16 protein-coding genes are annotated in these 16,762 nt (G+C 41.5%); 4 read left to right on the top strand and 12 right to left on the bottom strand.

Features of this window, described 5'->3' with window-relative positions; all coding sequences use genetic code 11:
• The first annotated feature begins 50 nt into the window (after positions 1-50).
• Genes ACHOLT_RS11260 through ACHOLT_RS11245 form a run of 4 tightly spaced genes read left to right on the top strand, consistent with a single transcriptional unit; the run spans position 51 to position 3,796 of the window.
• Entirely contained in the window at positions 51-1,127 is a 1,077-nt protein-coding gene (locus tag ACHOLT_RS11260; protein WP_425800657.1) for a hydrogenase small subunit, read from the top strand.
• Between the two features lies 1 nt (position 1,128).
• On the top strand, positions 1,129-2,688 hold the full coding sequence (locus ACHOLT_RS11255) for a nickel-dependent hydrogenase large subunit (RefSeq protein ID WP_425800655.1): 1,560 nt from the start codon (positions 1,129-1,131) through the stop codon (positions 2,686-2,688).
• Between the two features lie 17 nt (positions 2,689-2,705).
• Positions 2,706-3,296, top strand: a complete 591-nt coding sequence (locus ACHOLT_RS11250; RefSeq protein WP_425800653.1) for a cytochrome b/b6 domain-containing protein — start codon at positions 2,706-2,708, stop codon at positions 3,294-3,296.
• A gap of 2 nt (positions 3,297-3,298) precedes the next feature.
• Positions 3,299-3,796, top strand: coding sequence for a HyaD/HybD family hydrogenase maturation endopeptidase (locus ACHOLT_RS11245; protein WP_425800651.1), 498 nt, complete (start codon positions 3,299-3,301; stop codon positions 3,794-3,796).
• Between the two features lie 97 nt (positions 3,797-3,893).
• Here the strand turns inward: ACHOLT_RS11245 and hypB are convergent, their stop codons facing one another.
• The 12 genes from hypB to ACHOLT_RS11185 all read right to left on the bottom strand — a co-directional run bounded on the left by hypB (position 3,894) and on the right by ACHOLT_RS11185 (position 16,644).
• On the bottom strand, positions 3,894-4,571 hold the full coding sequence (hypB, locus tag ACHOLT_RS11240; RefSeq protein WP_425800649.1) for a hydrogenase nickel incorporation protein HypB: 678 nt from the start codon (positions 4,569-4,571) through the stop codon (positions 3,894-3,896).
• 3 nt (positions 4,572-4,574) lie between these two features.
• Positions 4,575-4,916, bottom strand: coding sequence for a hydrogenase maturation nickel metallochaperone HypA (hypA, locus tag ACHOLT_RS11235; RefSeq protein ID WP_425800647.1), 342 nt, complete (start codon positions 4,914-4,916; stop codon positions 4,575-4,577).
• 153 nt (positions 4,917-5,069) lie between these two features.
• Entirely contained in the window at positions 5,070-6,023 is a 954-nt protein-coding gene (locus ACHOLT_RS11230) for an ABC transporter ATP-binding protein (protein ID WP_425800645.1), read from the bottom strand.
• 18 nt (positions 6,024-6,041) lie between these two features.
• Positions 6,042-7,043, bottom strand: coding sequence for an ABC transporter ATP-binding protein (locus ACHOLT_RS11225; RefSeq protein WP_425800643.1), 1,002 nt, complete (start codon positions 7,041-7,043; stop codon positions 6,042-6,044).
• Complete coding sequence (locus ACHOLT_RS11220; protein ID WP_425800641.1) at positions 7,021-7,974, bottom strand: ABC transporter permease; 954 nt, start codon at positions 7,972-7,974, stop codon at positions 7,021-7,023. Before ACHOLT_RS11220 ends, ACHOLT_RS11225 begins: the two co-directional genes overlap by 23 nt.
• Positions 7,975-7,977: 3 nt before the next feature.
• Positions 7,978-8,910: an ABC transporter permease gene (locus ACHOLT_RS11215; protein WP_425800639.1), complete on the bottom strand. Its 933-nt coding sequence runs from the start codon at positions 8,908-8,910 to the stop codon at positions 7,978-7,980.
• A gap of 77 nt (positions 8,911-8,987) precedes the next feature.
• Entirely contained in the window at positions 8,988-10,607 is a 1,620-nt protein-coding gene (locus ACHOLT_RS11210) for a peptide ABC transporter substrate-binding protein (RefSeq protein WP_425800637.1), read from the bottom strand.
• A 211-nt stretch (positions 10,608-10,818) separates the two neighbouring features.
• The gene (locus ACHOLT_RS11205) at positions 10,819-11,475 is read right to left on the bottom strand and encodes a response regulator (RefSeq protein WP_425800635.1); all 657 of its coding nucleotides are present in this window, start codon (positions 11,473-11,475) and stop codon (positions 10,819-10,821) included.
• Positions 11,472-12,803 carry a sensor histidine kinase gene (locus ACHOLT_RS11200; RefSeq protein ID WP_425800633.1) on the bottom strand — a complete coding sequence of 444 codons (1,332 nt, stop codon included), beginning with the start codon at positions 12,801-12,803 and terminating at the stop codon, positions 11,472-11,474. The genes ACHOLT_RS11205 and ACHOLT_RS11200 overlap by 4 nt, the downstream gene beginning before the upstream one ends.
• Positions 12,804-13,074: 271 nt before the next feature.
• The gene (locus ACHOLT_RS11195; RefSeq protein ID WP_425800631.1) at positions 13,075-14,289 is read right to left on the bottom strand and encodes an ABC transporter permease; all 1,215 of its coding nucleotides are present in this window, start codon (positions 14,287-14,289) and stop codon (positions 13,075-13,077) included.
• On the bottom strand, positions 14,279-15,010 hold the full coding sequence (locus ACHOLT_RS11190; protein ID WP_425800629.1) for an ATP-binding cassette domain-containing protein: 732 nt from the start codon (positions 15,008-15,010) through the stop codon (positions 14,279-14,281). The genes ACHOLT_RS11195 and ACHOLT_RS11190 overlap by 11 nt, the downstream gene beginning before the upstream one ends.
• A gap of 233 nt (positions 15,011-15,243) precedes the next feature.
• Complete coding sequence (locus ACHOLT_RS11185; protein WP_425800627.1) at positions 15,244-16,644, bottom strand: PLP-dependent aminotransferase family protein; 1,401 nt, start codon at positions 16,642-16,644, stop codon at positions 15,244-15,246.
• Positions 16,645-16,762: the final 118 nt, after the last annotated feature.

Below are 16,762 nucleotides of genomic sequence, written 5' to 3'. Positions count from 1 at the left end.
TTCAATCAATTCTGAAATCACTATTAAAATCAGGAGGTGTTCTAATCATTATGGGAAATTTTGATCTACTTACCGCCAAAGGGGTTTCTCGCCGTGACTTCATGAAATTAATTGGAGCAGCCGTTGCAGCCTTTGGTTTACCGGAGCTTATTGCACCGGAAGCAGCTAATGCTGTGGAACAGGCCATTAAAAAACCCCCGGTGATCTGGTTGGAAGGAATGAATTGTACAGGATGTACAGAATCAACGATTGCCACCTTAAATCCTTCGGCTGCCGAACTTATCCTCGACATGATCTCTATTCGTTATCATGATACGATCATGGCCGCATCGGGCGAACAAACTGAAGAAGCTTATCAGGAAACAATCAAGGATAAATTTATCCTTGTTGTTGAAGGTTCGATTCCAGCCAAAGAAGACCGCTATTGTATGGTCGGAGGCAAGCCTTTCCGCAAAACTGTTATCGAGGCCGCCCAAAAAGCTCAAGCGGTTATTGCTATTGGAAGCTGTGCTAATGAAGGCGCAGGAATACCAGGGGCTTGCGCAACCGGAGCCGTTGGCGTAACAGAAATTCTACGAACAGAGGGAGTAAAAACTCCTTTAATTAACCTTCCTTGTTGTCCTGTCAAACCTACAACACTCATTGGTACGATTATCTATTACTTAACTTATAAAGACGTTCCCCCCCTTGATGAATCTCATCGTCCCGTGGCGTTCTACGGTACCTTATTGCATAATAACTGTCCGCGCCGCGGTCATTTCGAAAATGGAGAATTCCTTACCGATTGGAATGACCCTGCACAAAAAAGTTATTGCCTGCTTTTAAAAGGCTGTAAAGGCCCGAAAACGTATACAGACTGTGCTCAAGTATGGTGGAATGATAATACCAACTTCTGCATCAATGCAGGATCTCCCTGTGCTGGGTGTGCGGAGAGTTATTTCTATAAGAAAAACAACCCCTTATATTCGAAACATGAGGACTTTAAGCTTCCGGGCATAGGTCAGATAAATGCAGATACTGTCGGCAAAACTGTCGGAGGAGTTGCGGCAATAGGAATCGGCGTTCATTTAGCCGCCACTGTTGCAAGCGGAAGACTGAAAGACCATGACCACAAGGAGGATATGTGAGATGGCAAAGATCGTAATCGATCCTATTACACGCATTGAGGGGCACTTAAGGATTGAAGTCGAAGTAGAGAATGGCAAAGTTTCCGCAGCGCGGGCCCTTGGTACCATGTACCGTGGGATTGAGCCTATGCTGCACGGTCGTGACCCGCGGGATGCAACCTATGTTACAGAACGTGTCTGCGGAGTATGTGCAGGTTCTCATGGATGGGCATCCTCCTTAGCCTTAGATCAAGCCTTCGGAGCAAAAGTTCCTGCCGGTGGACGTCTTATCCGTAATCTGATTATCGGTGCAATGTGGCTGCATGACCATCCTCTTCATTTTTATCATCTGAGTGCTCTTGACTATATTGATGTTATGGCGGTCGCACAATATCAGGGAAAAGATGCCGGTCTGTTGGCTGTAAAAGATAAAATTGTAAAACTCGTTGCGGCAGGAGATACCGCTCCTTTAACACCGCGCTATAAACCCGACGAATTCAGCGTTAAAGATCCGGAATTAGTAACGATGGCAGTTGCCCACTACCTCAAAGCTCTGGAAATGCAAGCCAAGGCCAAGAAGATGTCTGCCCTTTTTGCAGGAAAACAACCTCACCAATCTTCAATCGTCGTTGGCGGCGTAACAATCCTTCCTACAATTAAAACAGTCGCGCAATATCGTTCGATGCTGCTTGAACAAATCGATTTTATTGAAAAAACGTATTTACCCGATGTAGTAACCTTTGGTACAGGTCCGCTCTTACCTTTAGCTCAAGCGGGTATCGGTGGAGGAAGTCCCAACTATCTTGCTTATGGCGGATTCGCTCAAGACAATGAGGGTAAAGAATTATTCCTCAAACGCGGTATCCTTATGAATGGGGATTTAAGCAAAGTCTTACCGGTAGATGAAGCCAAAATTACGGAAGATGTGCAATATTCTTGGTATAAACCCAGTGCTAATGGTAAAACCCCTTATACGGAAGATACCGTACCTGACCTGGATAAGAAGGATGCCTATTCCTTTGTTAAGGCTCCCCGTTACGAAGGCCAGCCGATGGAAGTCGGGCCCCTTGCACGGATGCTCATTATGCAGCCTAAAGGTCTCATGGATATCATCACCAAATACAACATTAAGCCCGGTGCAGTGGCCCGTCATGCCGCACGTGCTTATGAAACACTTCTTCTCGCTAAAGAAATGTTAAATTGGGTTGATCAACTTGAAAAAGAAATGGGTTCCAATTTCCGCATTCATGATACTGAACATTGGAACGCCCCTGAATCCGGACAGGGTGCTGGAATGACTGAAGCTCCGCGGGGTGCACTCGGTCATTTTGTAAAAGTCGCCAATCATAAAATTGACAACTATCAAATGGTTGTTCCTACAACCTGGAATTTCTCCCCTAAGGATGACAAAAATATTCCAGGGCCACTGGAACAAGCCCTAATCGGTGTACCTGTTCCGGATCCCGAAAACCCAATCAACGTTGTCCGTGTTGTCCGTTCCTATGACCCCTGCCTTGCTTGTGCAATTCATCTTATTGACCCCGCCACTAATGACGTGAAAAAATATCAAATCGGCTGGTAGGAAAGGAGGAAAAGAGCATGGTAAATCCACTTGACCATCCCCTCTTTGCCCGTGTTAGCCATTATATCAATCTCATCAATTTTCTTGTTCTTGTTCCTACGGGATTTCTTATCCATTTCCCCTATACAGGAGCACCTATAAATCTTGTCCGCAACCTTCATTTCATTTTTATGTATTCCTTCTTAATCAACGGGTTTGTTCGTTTTTACTGGTCCCTGTTCAGCAAGCACAAAGATCTGGTCAGCGGGTTTTTATGGAACAAGCATGATTTAAAAACCTTTTGGCCGCAGATTAAATACTACTTATTTATAGGTAAACAACCGAATAACCCCAATAAGTATAACCCTCTTCAAAAAACGGCCTATCTTTCTTTTCCCGTCTTGGCTCTCCTTCAAGCTGCTACCGGCTTCATTCTTTACAAGCCTGAAAAGTTTGGCGGCGTAGTCAGTGCACTAGGCGGAATGTCCGCTGTCAGAGGGATGCATTATCTCATTATGATTATATTTTTAGCCATTATTTCGGTCCACGTTTATCTTGTCTTTACTGAAGCCACTGAAATGTTTTGGCTTATGTTCTTCGGTAAAACTGAACATAAGAAGGGAATCTAATAATGCAATCACCACGAATTATGGTTATGGGGGTAGGAAACATTCTTTTATCAGATGAAGGGCTTGGCGTCCGTTTTTTAGAAGAACTGGCTAAAAAACCGCTCCCTGATAATGTAGAACTTCTTGAAGGCGGTACGGCAGGACTTGAACTCGTACATCTGATTAAAGAAGTCGACTTTCTAATCATCGTAGATGCTATCAACGCAAGAACTGAACCTGGATCGCTGTTTCGTTTTCAGCCTGGAGATCTGCAGGTTTTTCCTGAGGAGTATGAAGTTTCCTTCCATCAAGTCGGAATTCTTGAAGTTCTGACTTTAGCTAAAGTACTCGGTCAGGCTCCAGAAACCTTAATTTTTGGTGTTCAGCCAAAGCTTTTAGAATGGGGTATGAATATCAGCCCTGAGATTCAAGCTCTCTTTCCCCAGCTTGCAGATATCGTCTGTAATGAAATAGATTCCATTCAACGTGATGGTCAATTTTCTCCATCTCAAGTTAAGTAGACATTTTCTGATAGTTCATAAACGAATTGAGGCGTATCGAAACTTTAGTTTCAATACGCCTCAATTTGTTTTAATTATATAAATAATTAAGGATTCTTTACTCTTTTGCTTCCTGAAAAGCCTTGACTTCCTGAGTCAGCCAGCTCGTCCAAGCCTCAAGCCCGCTTCCCTTCCGGCAAGAAACTTCAAAGATACGAGCTTCCGGGTTAATGCTTCGAATATCATGTTTCATATTATCCAAATTAACATCTGTCAGTTCTTCAAGGTCTATCTTATTGAGAATAACCGCTTTAGCATGCCGGAAGATCACGGGATATTTCGCAGGCTTATCATCGCCTTCGACAATACTTAAAACGACAACCTTAAAGGCTTCACCCAGATCAAAATCAGCTGGACAAACAAGATTACCGACATTTTCGATAATCAGGAGATCCAAAGCATTCCAATCGAACTCCGGCAAAACATTGCTGACCATCTTACTGTCAAGGTGGCAGGCACCCCCTGTGTTAATTTGAATAACAGGAACCTGGTGAACAGAAATACGGTCCGCATCTTTATTTGTAAAAATATCTCCCTCAATTACACCGATCTTAAGATCCTTGCATAAATGGGGCAAAGACTTCTCCAGCAAGGAAGTTTTTCCTGCTCCCGGCGAACCCATGATATTGATTGTTAAACATTGATGCTTACGAAAATGGTTACGGTTTACATCTGCCTGTATATCATTTGTACCCAGTAATTTAGCCATGACTTCAATTTCACGTTGACTTGACACTGTCTATTCAACCTCCAAACTCTCAATAAGAAGTTCTTCTCCCTGAATCACTTCTATTTTAGGATTACCGCATTTAGGGCAAAGAAAAATCATCGTTTTTATGTTAAACTCGTAATGACAATTAGAACAGTAACCGAGCACCGGAACACGCTCTACAATCAACTCCGCGCCTTCACATACAGTATCTTGACTATAGGCCTCAAATGCCATAAGAAGAGCCTCGGGTTCTGCATTCGTGAGTTCTCCTACTTTGAGTTTAACCTGCAGCACTTTCTTGACCTCGTGTTGAGAAAGTGTTCTTTCAATAACTTCAAATACTCCTCCCATCAAAGACATTTCATGCACCTTATGACTCCTCCACTCTATTACTCGATCATTAAATATTTCGACAGTTTCAGCTTGTTTTCCTGCATTTTAAGCCATCACTGCTTAAGATAAAAACCCAGGGGTGTTGCCTATCCCCCTGGGTTTAGTTTAATTCTTCGTTTACTTTATTTATTATTTATATAGATGACAAGCCACAGAATGTCCTTCTTCCACCGTCAAGAGAGTCGGGGCATCCTCTTTGCATTTTGGCATTGCTTTCGGACAACGCGCAAAAAATCGGCAGCCGCTGGGGGGATTGATCGGAGAAGGTACATCCCCTTCCAGAATAATGCGTTCCCTTTTTCGTTCCACTTCTGGGTCAGGAATCGGAATTGCAGAGAGTAAAGCTTCAGTATAGGGATGCAGCGGCTTGCGATATAAGTCATCAGCCTTTGCAACTTCTACTAATGCTCCTAAATACATGACCCCGATTCGATCCGAAATATATCGGACAAGAGCTAGGTCGTGGGAAATAAAGAGATACGTCAGCCCTTTTTCTTTTTGCAAACGTTTAAACAGATTAATAACCTGAGCCTGAATGGAAACATCCAACGCTGAAACGGGTTCATCCGCAATAATAAACTCAGGTTCGATAGCCAGTGCACGAGCAATTCCAATCCTTTGCCGTTGTCCCCCGGAAAATTCATGGGGGAAACGGGAAGCATGTTCTTCGAGGAGGCCAACAGTATGCAGCAGCTCCCCAATTCGCTCCCGCCTTTGATTTCCGCTGTATAATCCGTGAATATCAATGCCTTCGGCAATGATATCTCCGACCGTCATTCGCGGGTTCAATGAAGCATATGGATCCTGAAAAACCATTTGCATTTTGCGATTTAATTTCTTTAACTTGGCTCCTTTTAAATGATGAACATTCTCGCCATTAAAAAGGACCTGTCCCTCAGTTGTCCCGTATAAACGCAAAATCGTACGCCCTAAGGTCGATTTTCCGCATCCTGACTCGCCGACTAAACCAAAGGTTTCGCCCGGCTGTATGGTAAAGCTGACATTATCCACAGCTTTCAAGACGCCATCGGATACATAAAAATATTTTTTTAAATCATGAACTTCCAAAATAGGATCAGACACCGTATCCCCTCCTTTTCATCAAAGAATACCCGCTTTTTTTGCACGTTCGTCCATTAACCAGCATGCCGCACTGTGCTCACCCTGGATCACTTTATTTTTAGGCTCTTCTTTTAAACAGATGTTTAACGCATGAGGACAACGTGCCGCAAAAGCACATCCTACCGGAGGAGCTAATAAATCCGGCGGCATTCCCTCAATCGGAACCAGTTTCCCTTTTTCATCATCGTCAAGCCTTAGGACTGATTGTAAAAGCCCTTTGGTATAGGGATGCTGCGAACGATAGAAGACGTCATCTATGGTTCCCTGTTCGACTATTTTTCCAGCATACATTACGGCCACACGTTGAGCTATCTCAGCAACAACTCCCAAGTTATGGGTAATCATGATAATGGATGTTCCTGTTTTTTGCTGAAGTTCTTTTAGCAAATCTATGATTTGAGCTTGAATTGTTACATCAAGCGCAGTCGTAGGTTCATCGGCTATCAACAATTTAGGACGGCAAGCCAATGAAATCGCGATCATAACCCTTTGACGCATCCCGCCGGAAAACTCATGCGGATATTGTTTAATGCGGTTCTCCGGATGGGGGATTCCTACCATCTCCAACAGTTCAACAGCCTGTTGTATGGCCTTTTCTTTCGTCAATCCCTGGTGTTTAATAAGCCCTTCCGTAATTTGTTTCCCAATGGTCATGGTTGGGTTTAAGGAGGTCATCGGATCTTGGAATATCATCCCGATTTCAGAACCACGTATGGATTCCATCTCTTTCAGGGTCAGTTGAAGAAGGTCGATCTTATTGTCGTCAAACAAAATCGATCCGCCTTTTATAACAGAAGGTGGACTCGGAATCAGCCGCATAATAGTTTGCGAAGTCACGGATTTACCGCACCCGGATTCACCCACAATGGCTAAAACTTCCCCTTTCTTCAGATCAAAAGAAACACCGCGAACAGCCTGCACTTCACCCGCATACGTATGAAAAGAGACTTTTAGATCTTTAACTTCCAGAATATTTTTCACACGAGCACCTCCTTAATTGTCTCAACTTCGGGTCTAGCGCATCGCGCAAACCGTCTCCAAGAAGGTTGAACGACAGCATCATTAAGGAAAAAACAAGCGCAGGGAAAACCAAGCGCCAAGGGAAAAGCCGCATGGAGCCGACGCCGTCTGATAGAAGCATTCCTAACGAAGCGAGAGGAACCTTAACTCCGAGCCCAAGAAAAGAAAGAAAGGCTTCGGTAAATATCGCTTGGGGAATCGTAAAGGTAATCTGGATGATAATGAAACTCAAGGTATTCGGAATTAAATGGCGAAGAATAACACGCCAAGTACTCGCACCTAAAGAGGTCGCCGCTAATACGTATTCCTGCTCTTTGAGAGAGAGGATCTGCCCGCGTACGAGACGTGCCATGGAAATCCAGCCCGTAATACCATAGGCAAGCACAATCGTCCAAACTCCCGATCCCATCAGAACAATTAATAAAATCGTAATGAGCAAATAAGGTATGGAATAAACGATTTCAATAAACCGCTGCATAACATTATCAATTCTTCCGCCGTAATACGCAGAAATCCCGCCATAAAGAACACCGATAAATAAGTCCATGATTGCTGCCATAATCCCAATGAACAAGGAAATTCGAGTTCCCCACCAGACCCGAACCCATAGATCGCGTCCGAACTCGTCCGTTCCAAACAAATGGAGGCCGCTCGGTCCTAAATTTCTCGCCTGTAAGTCTTGAACTTCATAGCCATAGCTTTGCAAAAGAGGTCCGATAAGGGCCATAAAGGTAATGACCATTAAACAGCATAAGCCAAACATAGCAAACTTGTTTTTTTTCAGACGCCGCCAGGCATCCTTCCAAAAGGTAATTGAGGGCCGGGTCATTTTTCCTTGCTCTTCAACCCGTTTTACAACAGGATCAAAGAGATTATTGCTTATCTCCTGCATTTCTTAGTTCCTCCCCTTCGCTAAACGAATCCGAGGATCAATGAATCCGTAAGCAATATCTGTTAAGAAAATAGTAACAATGAGTAGAAGACTGTAAAAGATGGTTAAACCCATGATCAAAGTATAATCGTTAGAATAGACAGCTTGAACAAAGTATTTTCCTAAACCCGGTACGGCAAAAATCTGTTCTACGACAAGAGTCCCGGTAATAACATTGACCGCAATCGGCCCAAGGATCGTAATAATAGGAAGGATCGCATTGCGCAAAGTGTGTTTAAAAATAACGCTAGTCTGAGACAAGCCTTTGGAATAGGCTGTTTTAATGTAATCCGAATTGATGACATCAAGCATTGAAGTACGCATCATTCTTGCCGTTGTTGCAATGGTCATAAAGGATAACGTCAAGGCAGGCAATATTCTGTTTGCAGGTCCATCCCACAACGCGGCAGGCAAAATTCCTAATTTAACGCCGACCGTGTATTGCAAGATAGGCCCAAGAACAAAGGATGGTATCGACACCCCGATAATCGCGATGACCATTGCCGCATAGTCCCAAGATTTATTGTGTTTAAGCGCAGCCGTAATTCCAAGAGTCAAACCAACCATAACCGAGAAAATAATAGATTCTGTTCCGAGTTCAGCCGATGCTGGAAAAGACTGTTGAATGATGTCTGTTACTTTACGTGTCGGATAAGCAAATGAAACCCCTAAGTCTCCTTGTACCACGTGAATGAGATATTCTTTGTACTGAACAGCTATTGGCTTGTCCAATCCATATTGCTGGGCTAAAAGCGCCCTTTGTTGCGTCGTCAATTTCTCCGAATTTGCGAACGGGTCACCCGGTAAATTATGCATAAGCACAAAGGTCACCGTTACAATTATCCAGAACGTGATCAACATATAGATGAAACGCTTTAGGATAAAACGAGCCATCATTGCACCTCCATAAATTAAAGGAAGGGGTTCCGAACGGAACCCCTCTATCTTTCCTATTCCAGATTCTGCGTGATCAATTACTGCATATATGCACCTTTAAGATCCCACTCAGATCCATAAGGGAAGAATAGAATATTTTTTGCATTGGGTTTAACCAAATAGGAGTAGGCGCGGAAGTTTACGGGAGCGGTCGGCATTTTGCTGACTAAAATCTTTTCTGCATCCACAAGATATTGAGCACGTTTTGCGCCGTCAGATTCAGCTTTTGCTTTTTGGATCAATTGGTCATATTCTGGATCATTAAATTTACCTTCATTAAAGGGAGAAGTTGATTCGTAGCAATCCAAGAAGGTCATTGCATCATTGTAATCAGCACCCCAGTTAAATAACAGTAAATCGAACTGATGTTTTTGTCCGCGGTCAATTCTCAGTTTGTGAGGAATAGCTTCTACCGTAACATCGATGCCCAGATTTTGTTTCCATTGTCCTTGGATGAATTCCAAAGCCTTTTTACCATCTTCAGTATCATCACCGGTGAATTTTAAATTCGGGAATGCAGTAAGTCCAGCTTCTTTCAGCCCTTCAGCTAACAGCGTTTTTGCTTGGGCAGCGTCATATTTAGGAAGAACATCTCCTGCATCAGCACGGAACTCCTTGTTGTTTCCATCCATTGTTCCGGACGGGACAAATCCGGTAGGCGACTTACTTCCATCATGGAAGACGACATCAACAAAGCTGCTTCGGTCAATCGCCATTGCTAAAGCTTGACGAACTTTCTCGTTTTTCAAAGCCGGATTATCTTCGTTCATTTCAACATAAGTCATATAAAGTTGAGGCGAAACTGTATAATCAGGCTTCGATTTCCATTGATCGACTTGGTCACGTGTGATCCGGGCAACATCAATCGCCCCGGATTGGTACAAGTTAGCTAACGTATTATTGTCAGAAGCAATTTGAACATCGACTTCATTGAGTTTTACATTGCTCTTATCCCAGTATTTATCATTTTTAACGAGCGTTAAGCTTTGCTCATGATCCCATTTGCTTAACGTAAAAGGTCCGTTAAAAATCATCTTGTCTGCATCAGCCGCATACTTATCGCCATATTTTTCAACAAATTCTTGTTTTTCCGGGAAGAATACGGGGAATGAAAGTTGAGCTGTCATAAACGGAATTGGATTTTCCAAAGTAAAGGTCAGTGTTTTATCGTCAATCGCTTTAACTTCGACCTGATCGGCGCTTCCTTTTCCTGTCATGTAGGCTTCTCCGCCTTTAAGCCAGGCCACCATGAAATTATAGTCTGCTTTGGTATTAGGATCCAAAGTACGTTTCCAGGCATAAACGAAATCTTTAGCGGTTACGGGTGAACCATCCGACCAGGTGACACCATCCCGGAGTTTAATCGTATATGTTTTTCCATCGTTTGTAATTTCCGGCATTCCAGCAGCCATAGCCGGTACCGGCTTTCCGTCTTTGTCCAGACGATAGAGACCTTCTTCAACCTGACTTAAAATGTTAAATGAAACTGCAGCATTGGCAATTGAGCTATCCAAAGCCTGTGGTTCGGCAAGCAGTGTCATCTTTAAGACTTGTTTTGCATTTGCTGTGCTGGCTGCGCTGCCACATCCTGCAAGTAAAGTAGTGCCCAGCACTAAGGTAGCTGTTATACCGGCTAGAAGCCGTTTTGGAATAGTCATGATTTTCCTCCTCCTGTTTTACAACAATTTTGTTTTTATTATAACCACAGGCTGGGCAGAAACTAAAGAAATAAAAATGAGAAAAAGTCTTTTTTATCATTTAACAATAATTACCATAAGACCAAGAACATCCAAAAAAAATGAGCTCGATGTGTATCGAACTCATTTAAAAGATCTGTTCAAGTCATTTAGTTTAGTATTTTGGATCATTTCAATCTCGAAGAAGTTTAGACGATTCACTTTGAATCCAGTGATATCGATTTTTCGGTCTTCCTGTTTTTTGATAACTCGGTATAGGCTGTACCTTGCCTTGTTGGCAAAGATAAGTCAGGTAGCGATAAACTGTAGGCGTAGCAAGTCCTAATTCATGCGATATAACCTCCACCGTTGAAGGCTCCTCAGAATCGATTAGATATTGTTCGATATAGGAGAGCGTCGATTGACTTATCCCCTTGGTTACAAAAGCCTCATATTGGATTTTAGGCGTTGCTTGATACGTTTTCGTCATATCCAATAATCGCTTATGCAGTTGAACACGTGCAATTAAATCAGGCGCTTTAACCGGCTTCAAGGCAAAATCTGTAGCTCCCTCGTCAAGAAAACGATTGGCAATCTCTTGTCTCTCGTCAACCGTAAGCACAAGAATAGGAACTTGCAGATCATGTTCCCGAATCAGCCGAACGGTTTCTAAGCCGTCGATCTCGGGCATATGGTAATCGACTAATATAATATCCGCTCCATGATTGAGAAACTCTTTAAGTCCCTCTCTTCCATTCGGATAGGCTATAGGGCTCCAACCCATAAATGTAAATATTTCTTTTAACATATAACGTAAAGACTGATCATCATCCATAATTAATATTTTCATTGTTTCTCTCCCAACGGCAAGGTTATCCAGACTCTTGTCCCCTGTCCTGCCGTACTTTTTATATTTACGTATCCTCCGTGTCCTTCCGCGACCTGCCGTACAAAAGATAAGCCAGCTCCTGGATGTTTCTTTGTACTATAACCAATTTTCCATATTTTATTGATTTTCTCCGTCTGAATACCGCATCCGTTATCTTCAACTTCTATTTTTACTTCATCATAAAATACTTTGGCACGTAAAACGACCTTCCCGCTTTCTTGTTCCTCAACGGCATCCAAGGCATTATCAATTAAATTGATAATAGCTCGAGTCATCCTAATTTTATTGATATAAACACATACTTGAGGGTCTCCGAGAATTTCAATATCAACCGCTAAATTCGTTCCGCTAAACCGGCTTGCCCTTACATAATCAATAAGATCTTTAAGCTCACACCAATCTTTACGATCCTCAAACAAAATTTCCGAAACCATTTTGCTCATCGCATGAATAGAATCATAGATTGCTTGACAATACTCCTGCATTTTAGGATCGGGCCATCGTATCTCCATCAGTGAAACGAGTCCTTCAATTGAGGCTAATGGTGTCTTTAAATCGTGAACGAGATGGAGAACTTCTCGCCCGGAACGGGATTGCTGGGCCTCAAGTTGAGCCCGGTGCAGGTCCTGTGAAATAGCCCATTTCTCGATATATAACGTTAAATATACCCAGAGAACTATCGCATTGAAAACAAAGATGACGAATAAGACATTAGCATAAAGCGCGAGAACACCACCGAATCCCATTTGAATAGCCGCTTGTTTTACCTTATACGAAAGGGATCCTAAGCCAAAACCATAACGCGTCAAAAAAGGAACCTGGTTTAGCCACGTTACTCCAAAGATAAGCTGAGAAAAAACGATTAATTTCATACCTAAATTTAATTTCTGGTGACTTAATCTTTGCATGATCACAATTGTGAGCCAGAGAAAGATATCCGTCGCCCCAAAACTATAATTTAAGGGTGTTATCTTATTGACAATAATATAAGCGAGAGGAACAACAACCAGCGGAACGATTCCTTTTAATGAAGGCCGATTATAGGCTTCCGCCATTCCATCTCCCAACATAACCACACTGAGAAACTGCGGAATGGTAATTACGGTATTAACGGATACAATAAGAAATGCATTGGTCATTATTGCATTCCCATCCGTTTGATAAAGCAACGTTTGAAGTCGTTGATTCAAATCAATAAGTTGAGGTCTTATCCAATAGGGAATAAAAACTCCTAATAAAAACAACCCAATACCTATCCATATTTTACGTGATCCCAGTACTTTCCCCAATTTACAACCACCTTCATTACAAATGCCCACATGTTATAATTATACCATATTGTTGTTTTAAATTTAAAAAAGCGGTTATTTTGGGTTTAAAAGCAGAAAAAAGCCACTCTTTGTTCCCAAAGAGATGGCTTCTTTGCCATTCGCTGATAGTACATCAGCGTTCTTACATATAGATTAACAATTTATTGGTTAAGTGTCTAGGGGTGATATCGTCCCAATAGTCCAAGAAAGCATCTTGAGGTTCCATTCTGACATGATTTGTAATACTTGTTTAACTTCGAAAAACAACTTCCTCTTTATTAAATAATGACACCGCGAAGAAAACCGAAGCCAAAACATATATTATTGATGTTGATAATGCAATAAGAAGATTCATATAATTTATATTCCCACTCAAAACCATTTTAAGAGCTGATATAGTATTCAGTATGGGTAAGGCAAACATATAACTCTGTATATCTGTGGATTGTAAATACATCGTTGCGTAAGAGGGTATCATCGCCACAAATATGAGTAAGGAAAGATAGGTTTGTGCCTCTTTAAAAGACCTGGCATATGTACTCAATGCAATCTGAATTCCGGAAAAAGTCATTCCCATAAAAATTGTAATAAGAATTACCAAGATAAGTGCCATTAAAGGAAGATGGAATCCTCCAAACTGATCATTTCCTCCCATGCTGAGCATGTTTGGGTTTATTAGATAACCTGCCATAAATCCAATCGCAATTGCGATTATACTAATAAAAGAAAATAAAGTGACAGTCATGTACTTTCCGAGTACAATTGCAAGTCTATTTGCCTTGGTCGTAAGCAAAGGTTCAAATGTGTTTCTTTCCTTTTCACCAGCTACCAGGTCCGTAGCCGCTGGTATTCCTCCAACAACCACAAGCAATCCTACCATAAGAGGAAGAATGGTGGCTAAGAACTGATTTCCCGATTTTTTCTCATCAGCAACATTTGTTTGTTCAATTTTAGCTGGTTCTAATATATTTTTATTAATCCCGAGAACACTAAGCCTTTGCCCCACAATATCGCTATTGAATTTCATAATTGCACTATTAAGTATAGGTAATGCTCCTGCTGACTTGGCATTTGATTTATCGTATAAAAAATTAATTGTAAAGGGTTTATTGGCTTTTAGTTTATCTGCATAATCCTTTTCAATATCCAGAACTAATCTAACTTTATTCTGCTTTAATGCTGCCAACGGATCATCGACATTGATCAGCTTAATATTAGGATTATTTATAATAATTTTATCCTCTACTAGTTTCTTGATCTCACTGGTCTGAGAACTTTGTGAAAGGGCAATAGTTACGTTTTCTGATATGTCTTTTTGCATCTTTTCAACTCCATTGCCTAACAACAGGTTTAGAGTTGGTACTAATATCATTGGGACTAAGAGACTAGTAATTATAGTTTTCTTATCACGTATTAGGTCTTTTACCTCTTTTCTAAATACTATCCATACATGCCTAAATTTCATTTTTTCCACCTACCAATTTAACAAATACTTCTTCAATGCTGTCTTTTTTGTGTATCTCTTTTAGTTCACCAACCGTACCTTCCGCTGCAAGGATACCTTTATGAATAATACCGATCCTGTCGCATAGCTTCTCAACTTCACTCATAGTATGACTGGAAAAGACTATTACCTTGCCCTCTTTTTTGCAATCTAGAATGAACCTGTGTACTTCCCTTAGAGCGCTCACATCAAGACCTGAGGATGGTTCATCAAATAGCATAATATCCGGATTATGAACAATAGACCTTGCAAAAGCCACTTTTTGTTTCATTCCCTTAGAAAGCTTTGACGCCTTCTTATTCAGAAAATCTTCCATCTGAAAGGTTTTGGCCAAATAATCCAGCCTTTCATCTATCTCGGATTTGTTCATATCATTTAATTCTGCGAAATACCTAATATTTTCTGCGGCCGTTAACCTATCATATAAACCAATCTCGCCTCCGAAGAGAATTCCAATATGCCCTCTTACCTTGTCAGGTTCATTTTTGATATCAAAGCCACAAATTTTTGCGGTCCCCGATGATGGTTTCAGTATAGTTGCCAGCATTCTCAAAGTTGTGGTCTTTCCAGCACCATTCTCTCCAAGCAGCCCAAATATTTCTCCTTTTTGGACTCTAAAGCTTATATTATTTACTGCAGTCAAATCTCCAAACTTTTTAGTAAGGTTTTGCAGCACCAGCATTTCTTACATCTCCCTCGATATGTAGTCTAATTTATTATTCAGTGGGAATCAGTAAAAGCAAATAGAACTTAGCCTGCTCTTTTCTTCATGCTAAACTATACTTTATTTACCCAACACCTCAAATACCAATATTATATTCTCCCATTATTACCACGATCCTTCTTGTAATCCATAATTTGGATAACTTCTAAATTTTATAATTTATGATCATAGAGGTAAAGATGTTATCTATTTTAAAATTCTAGAGCTGCCTTTAATCGCATAACCCCTTCATCGATCTTCTCTTCCCTTAAATTCCCGTAACCCAGGATCACTTTATTTCGGTGTCTATCCTTTTGAATCGTATGAAGCTCAACGGGGTATACCTTAACATTGTTCTGCAAGAGTCTTTCTAAAAGATCCTGTGTAAACTCCACCTGAGTAAATTCGGCAATGAGATGCAAACCGGTAGAATCCCCCGATATTTTAACTGCCTCTCCGAATTCACGGGCCAAAGCTTTTCTTAATATTTCCCGTCTATTCATGTAAACTTTTCTCATCTTCCGAATATGACGTTCCAGAAGCCCTTCCTCAATAAAACGTGCCAGAATCCTTTGATCCAGCGACGGTGTATGAAGGTCATTAAACCATTTAAGGTTTCTGCACTGTTCAATAAGAGCCTGAGGGAGAACTAAATACCCTAAACGTAAGGCCGGGGAAAGGTTTTTACTGAAAGTGCCAACATAAATGACTCTCTCCGGGTCTAAGCCTTGCAAAGAACTGATGGGTTCCCCATCATAGCGAAATTCACTATCGTAATCATCCTCAACAATGTAACACTGGGTTGCTCTGGCATACTGAATAAGCTGGATCCGACGTTGAATCGGTAATATACTCCCCAACGGGAACTGATGTGATGGTGTAACAAAAATAAAGCTTGGTATTTTATCCCCTGAAAGTAGGTCTGTTCTTATCCCTTGTTCATCAACAGGTATTGGACAAAGATTTGCTCCGGTTGATGTAAAAATTGTTTGAATTTCATGCGTTATTGGATCTTCGATGAGGACTTCATCGCCATGAGTAAGGAGTAACTTCGTAATCAAAGAAAAGGCTTGGGTCGCTCCGGAGCTAACCACGATTTGACCTTCATGGCATTCTACCCCTCTTGTTCGTTTGAGATAATGGGAGAGTACCCTTCTCAATTCAGTACGCCCTTCGGGATGATCATAACCAAAGATATAATTAGGAGCTTCTATACATACTTCCTTCGCTAATTTTCCCCAATTCCTTCTGGGAAACATATCTAGTGCCGGAATCCCTGAGCGAAAATCGATCAGATCTTTTTCTTTCTTCTTCCCTTTTGATACGTCGAAGGATTGTTTTATTTCATCTCTCTGCAGTTGCTCCAAAAAGGCTCCAGGAGCGACAAACGTACCCGCTCCCTGCTGTCCTTCGATATATCCTTCAGCCAGCAACTGCTCATAAGCCTCAACAATCACATTACGGGATATCCCCAATTGTACAGCTAATTCACGGGTTGCAGACAACCTTTCACCCGCTGCCAGCTCTCCATGTAAGATTTGTTTTCGTATATAGTCATAAACTTGCCGCTTCAGTGGAATGTCCAGTGTTCGGTCAATCGGAATCCAGAGCAAGGTATTCTCCCCCTCCAAAATTGGTACTCTTAAAACAAGAGTTAATTGGTTCTTATAAAAACCATTTTAGCATGGTACTTTATAGGAACAAAGCAACTATTGTTTTTACAATAGCTGC

It is taken from the genome of Desulfitobacterium nosdiversum (genome assembly GCF_049860565.1).
In the GTDB taxonomy this organism is placed as follows: domain Bacteria; phylum Bacillota; class Desulfitobacteriia; order Desulfitobacteriales; family Desulfitobacteriaceae; genus Desulfitobacterium_A; species Desulfitobacterium_A nosdiversum.
This window is presented reverse-complemented; position numbering and strand designations above follow the sequence as displayed.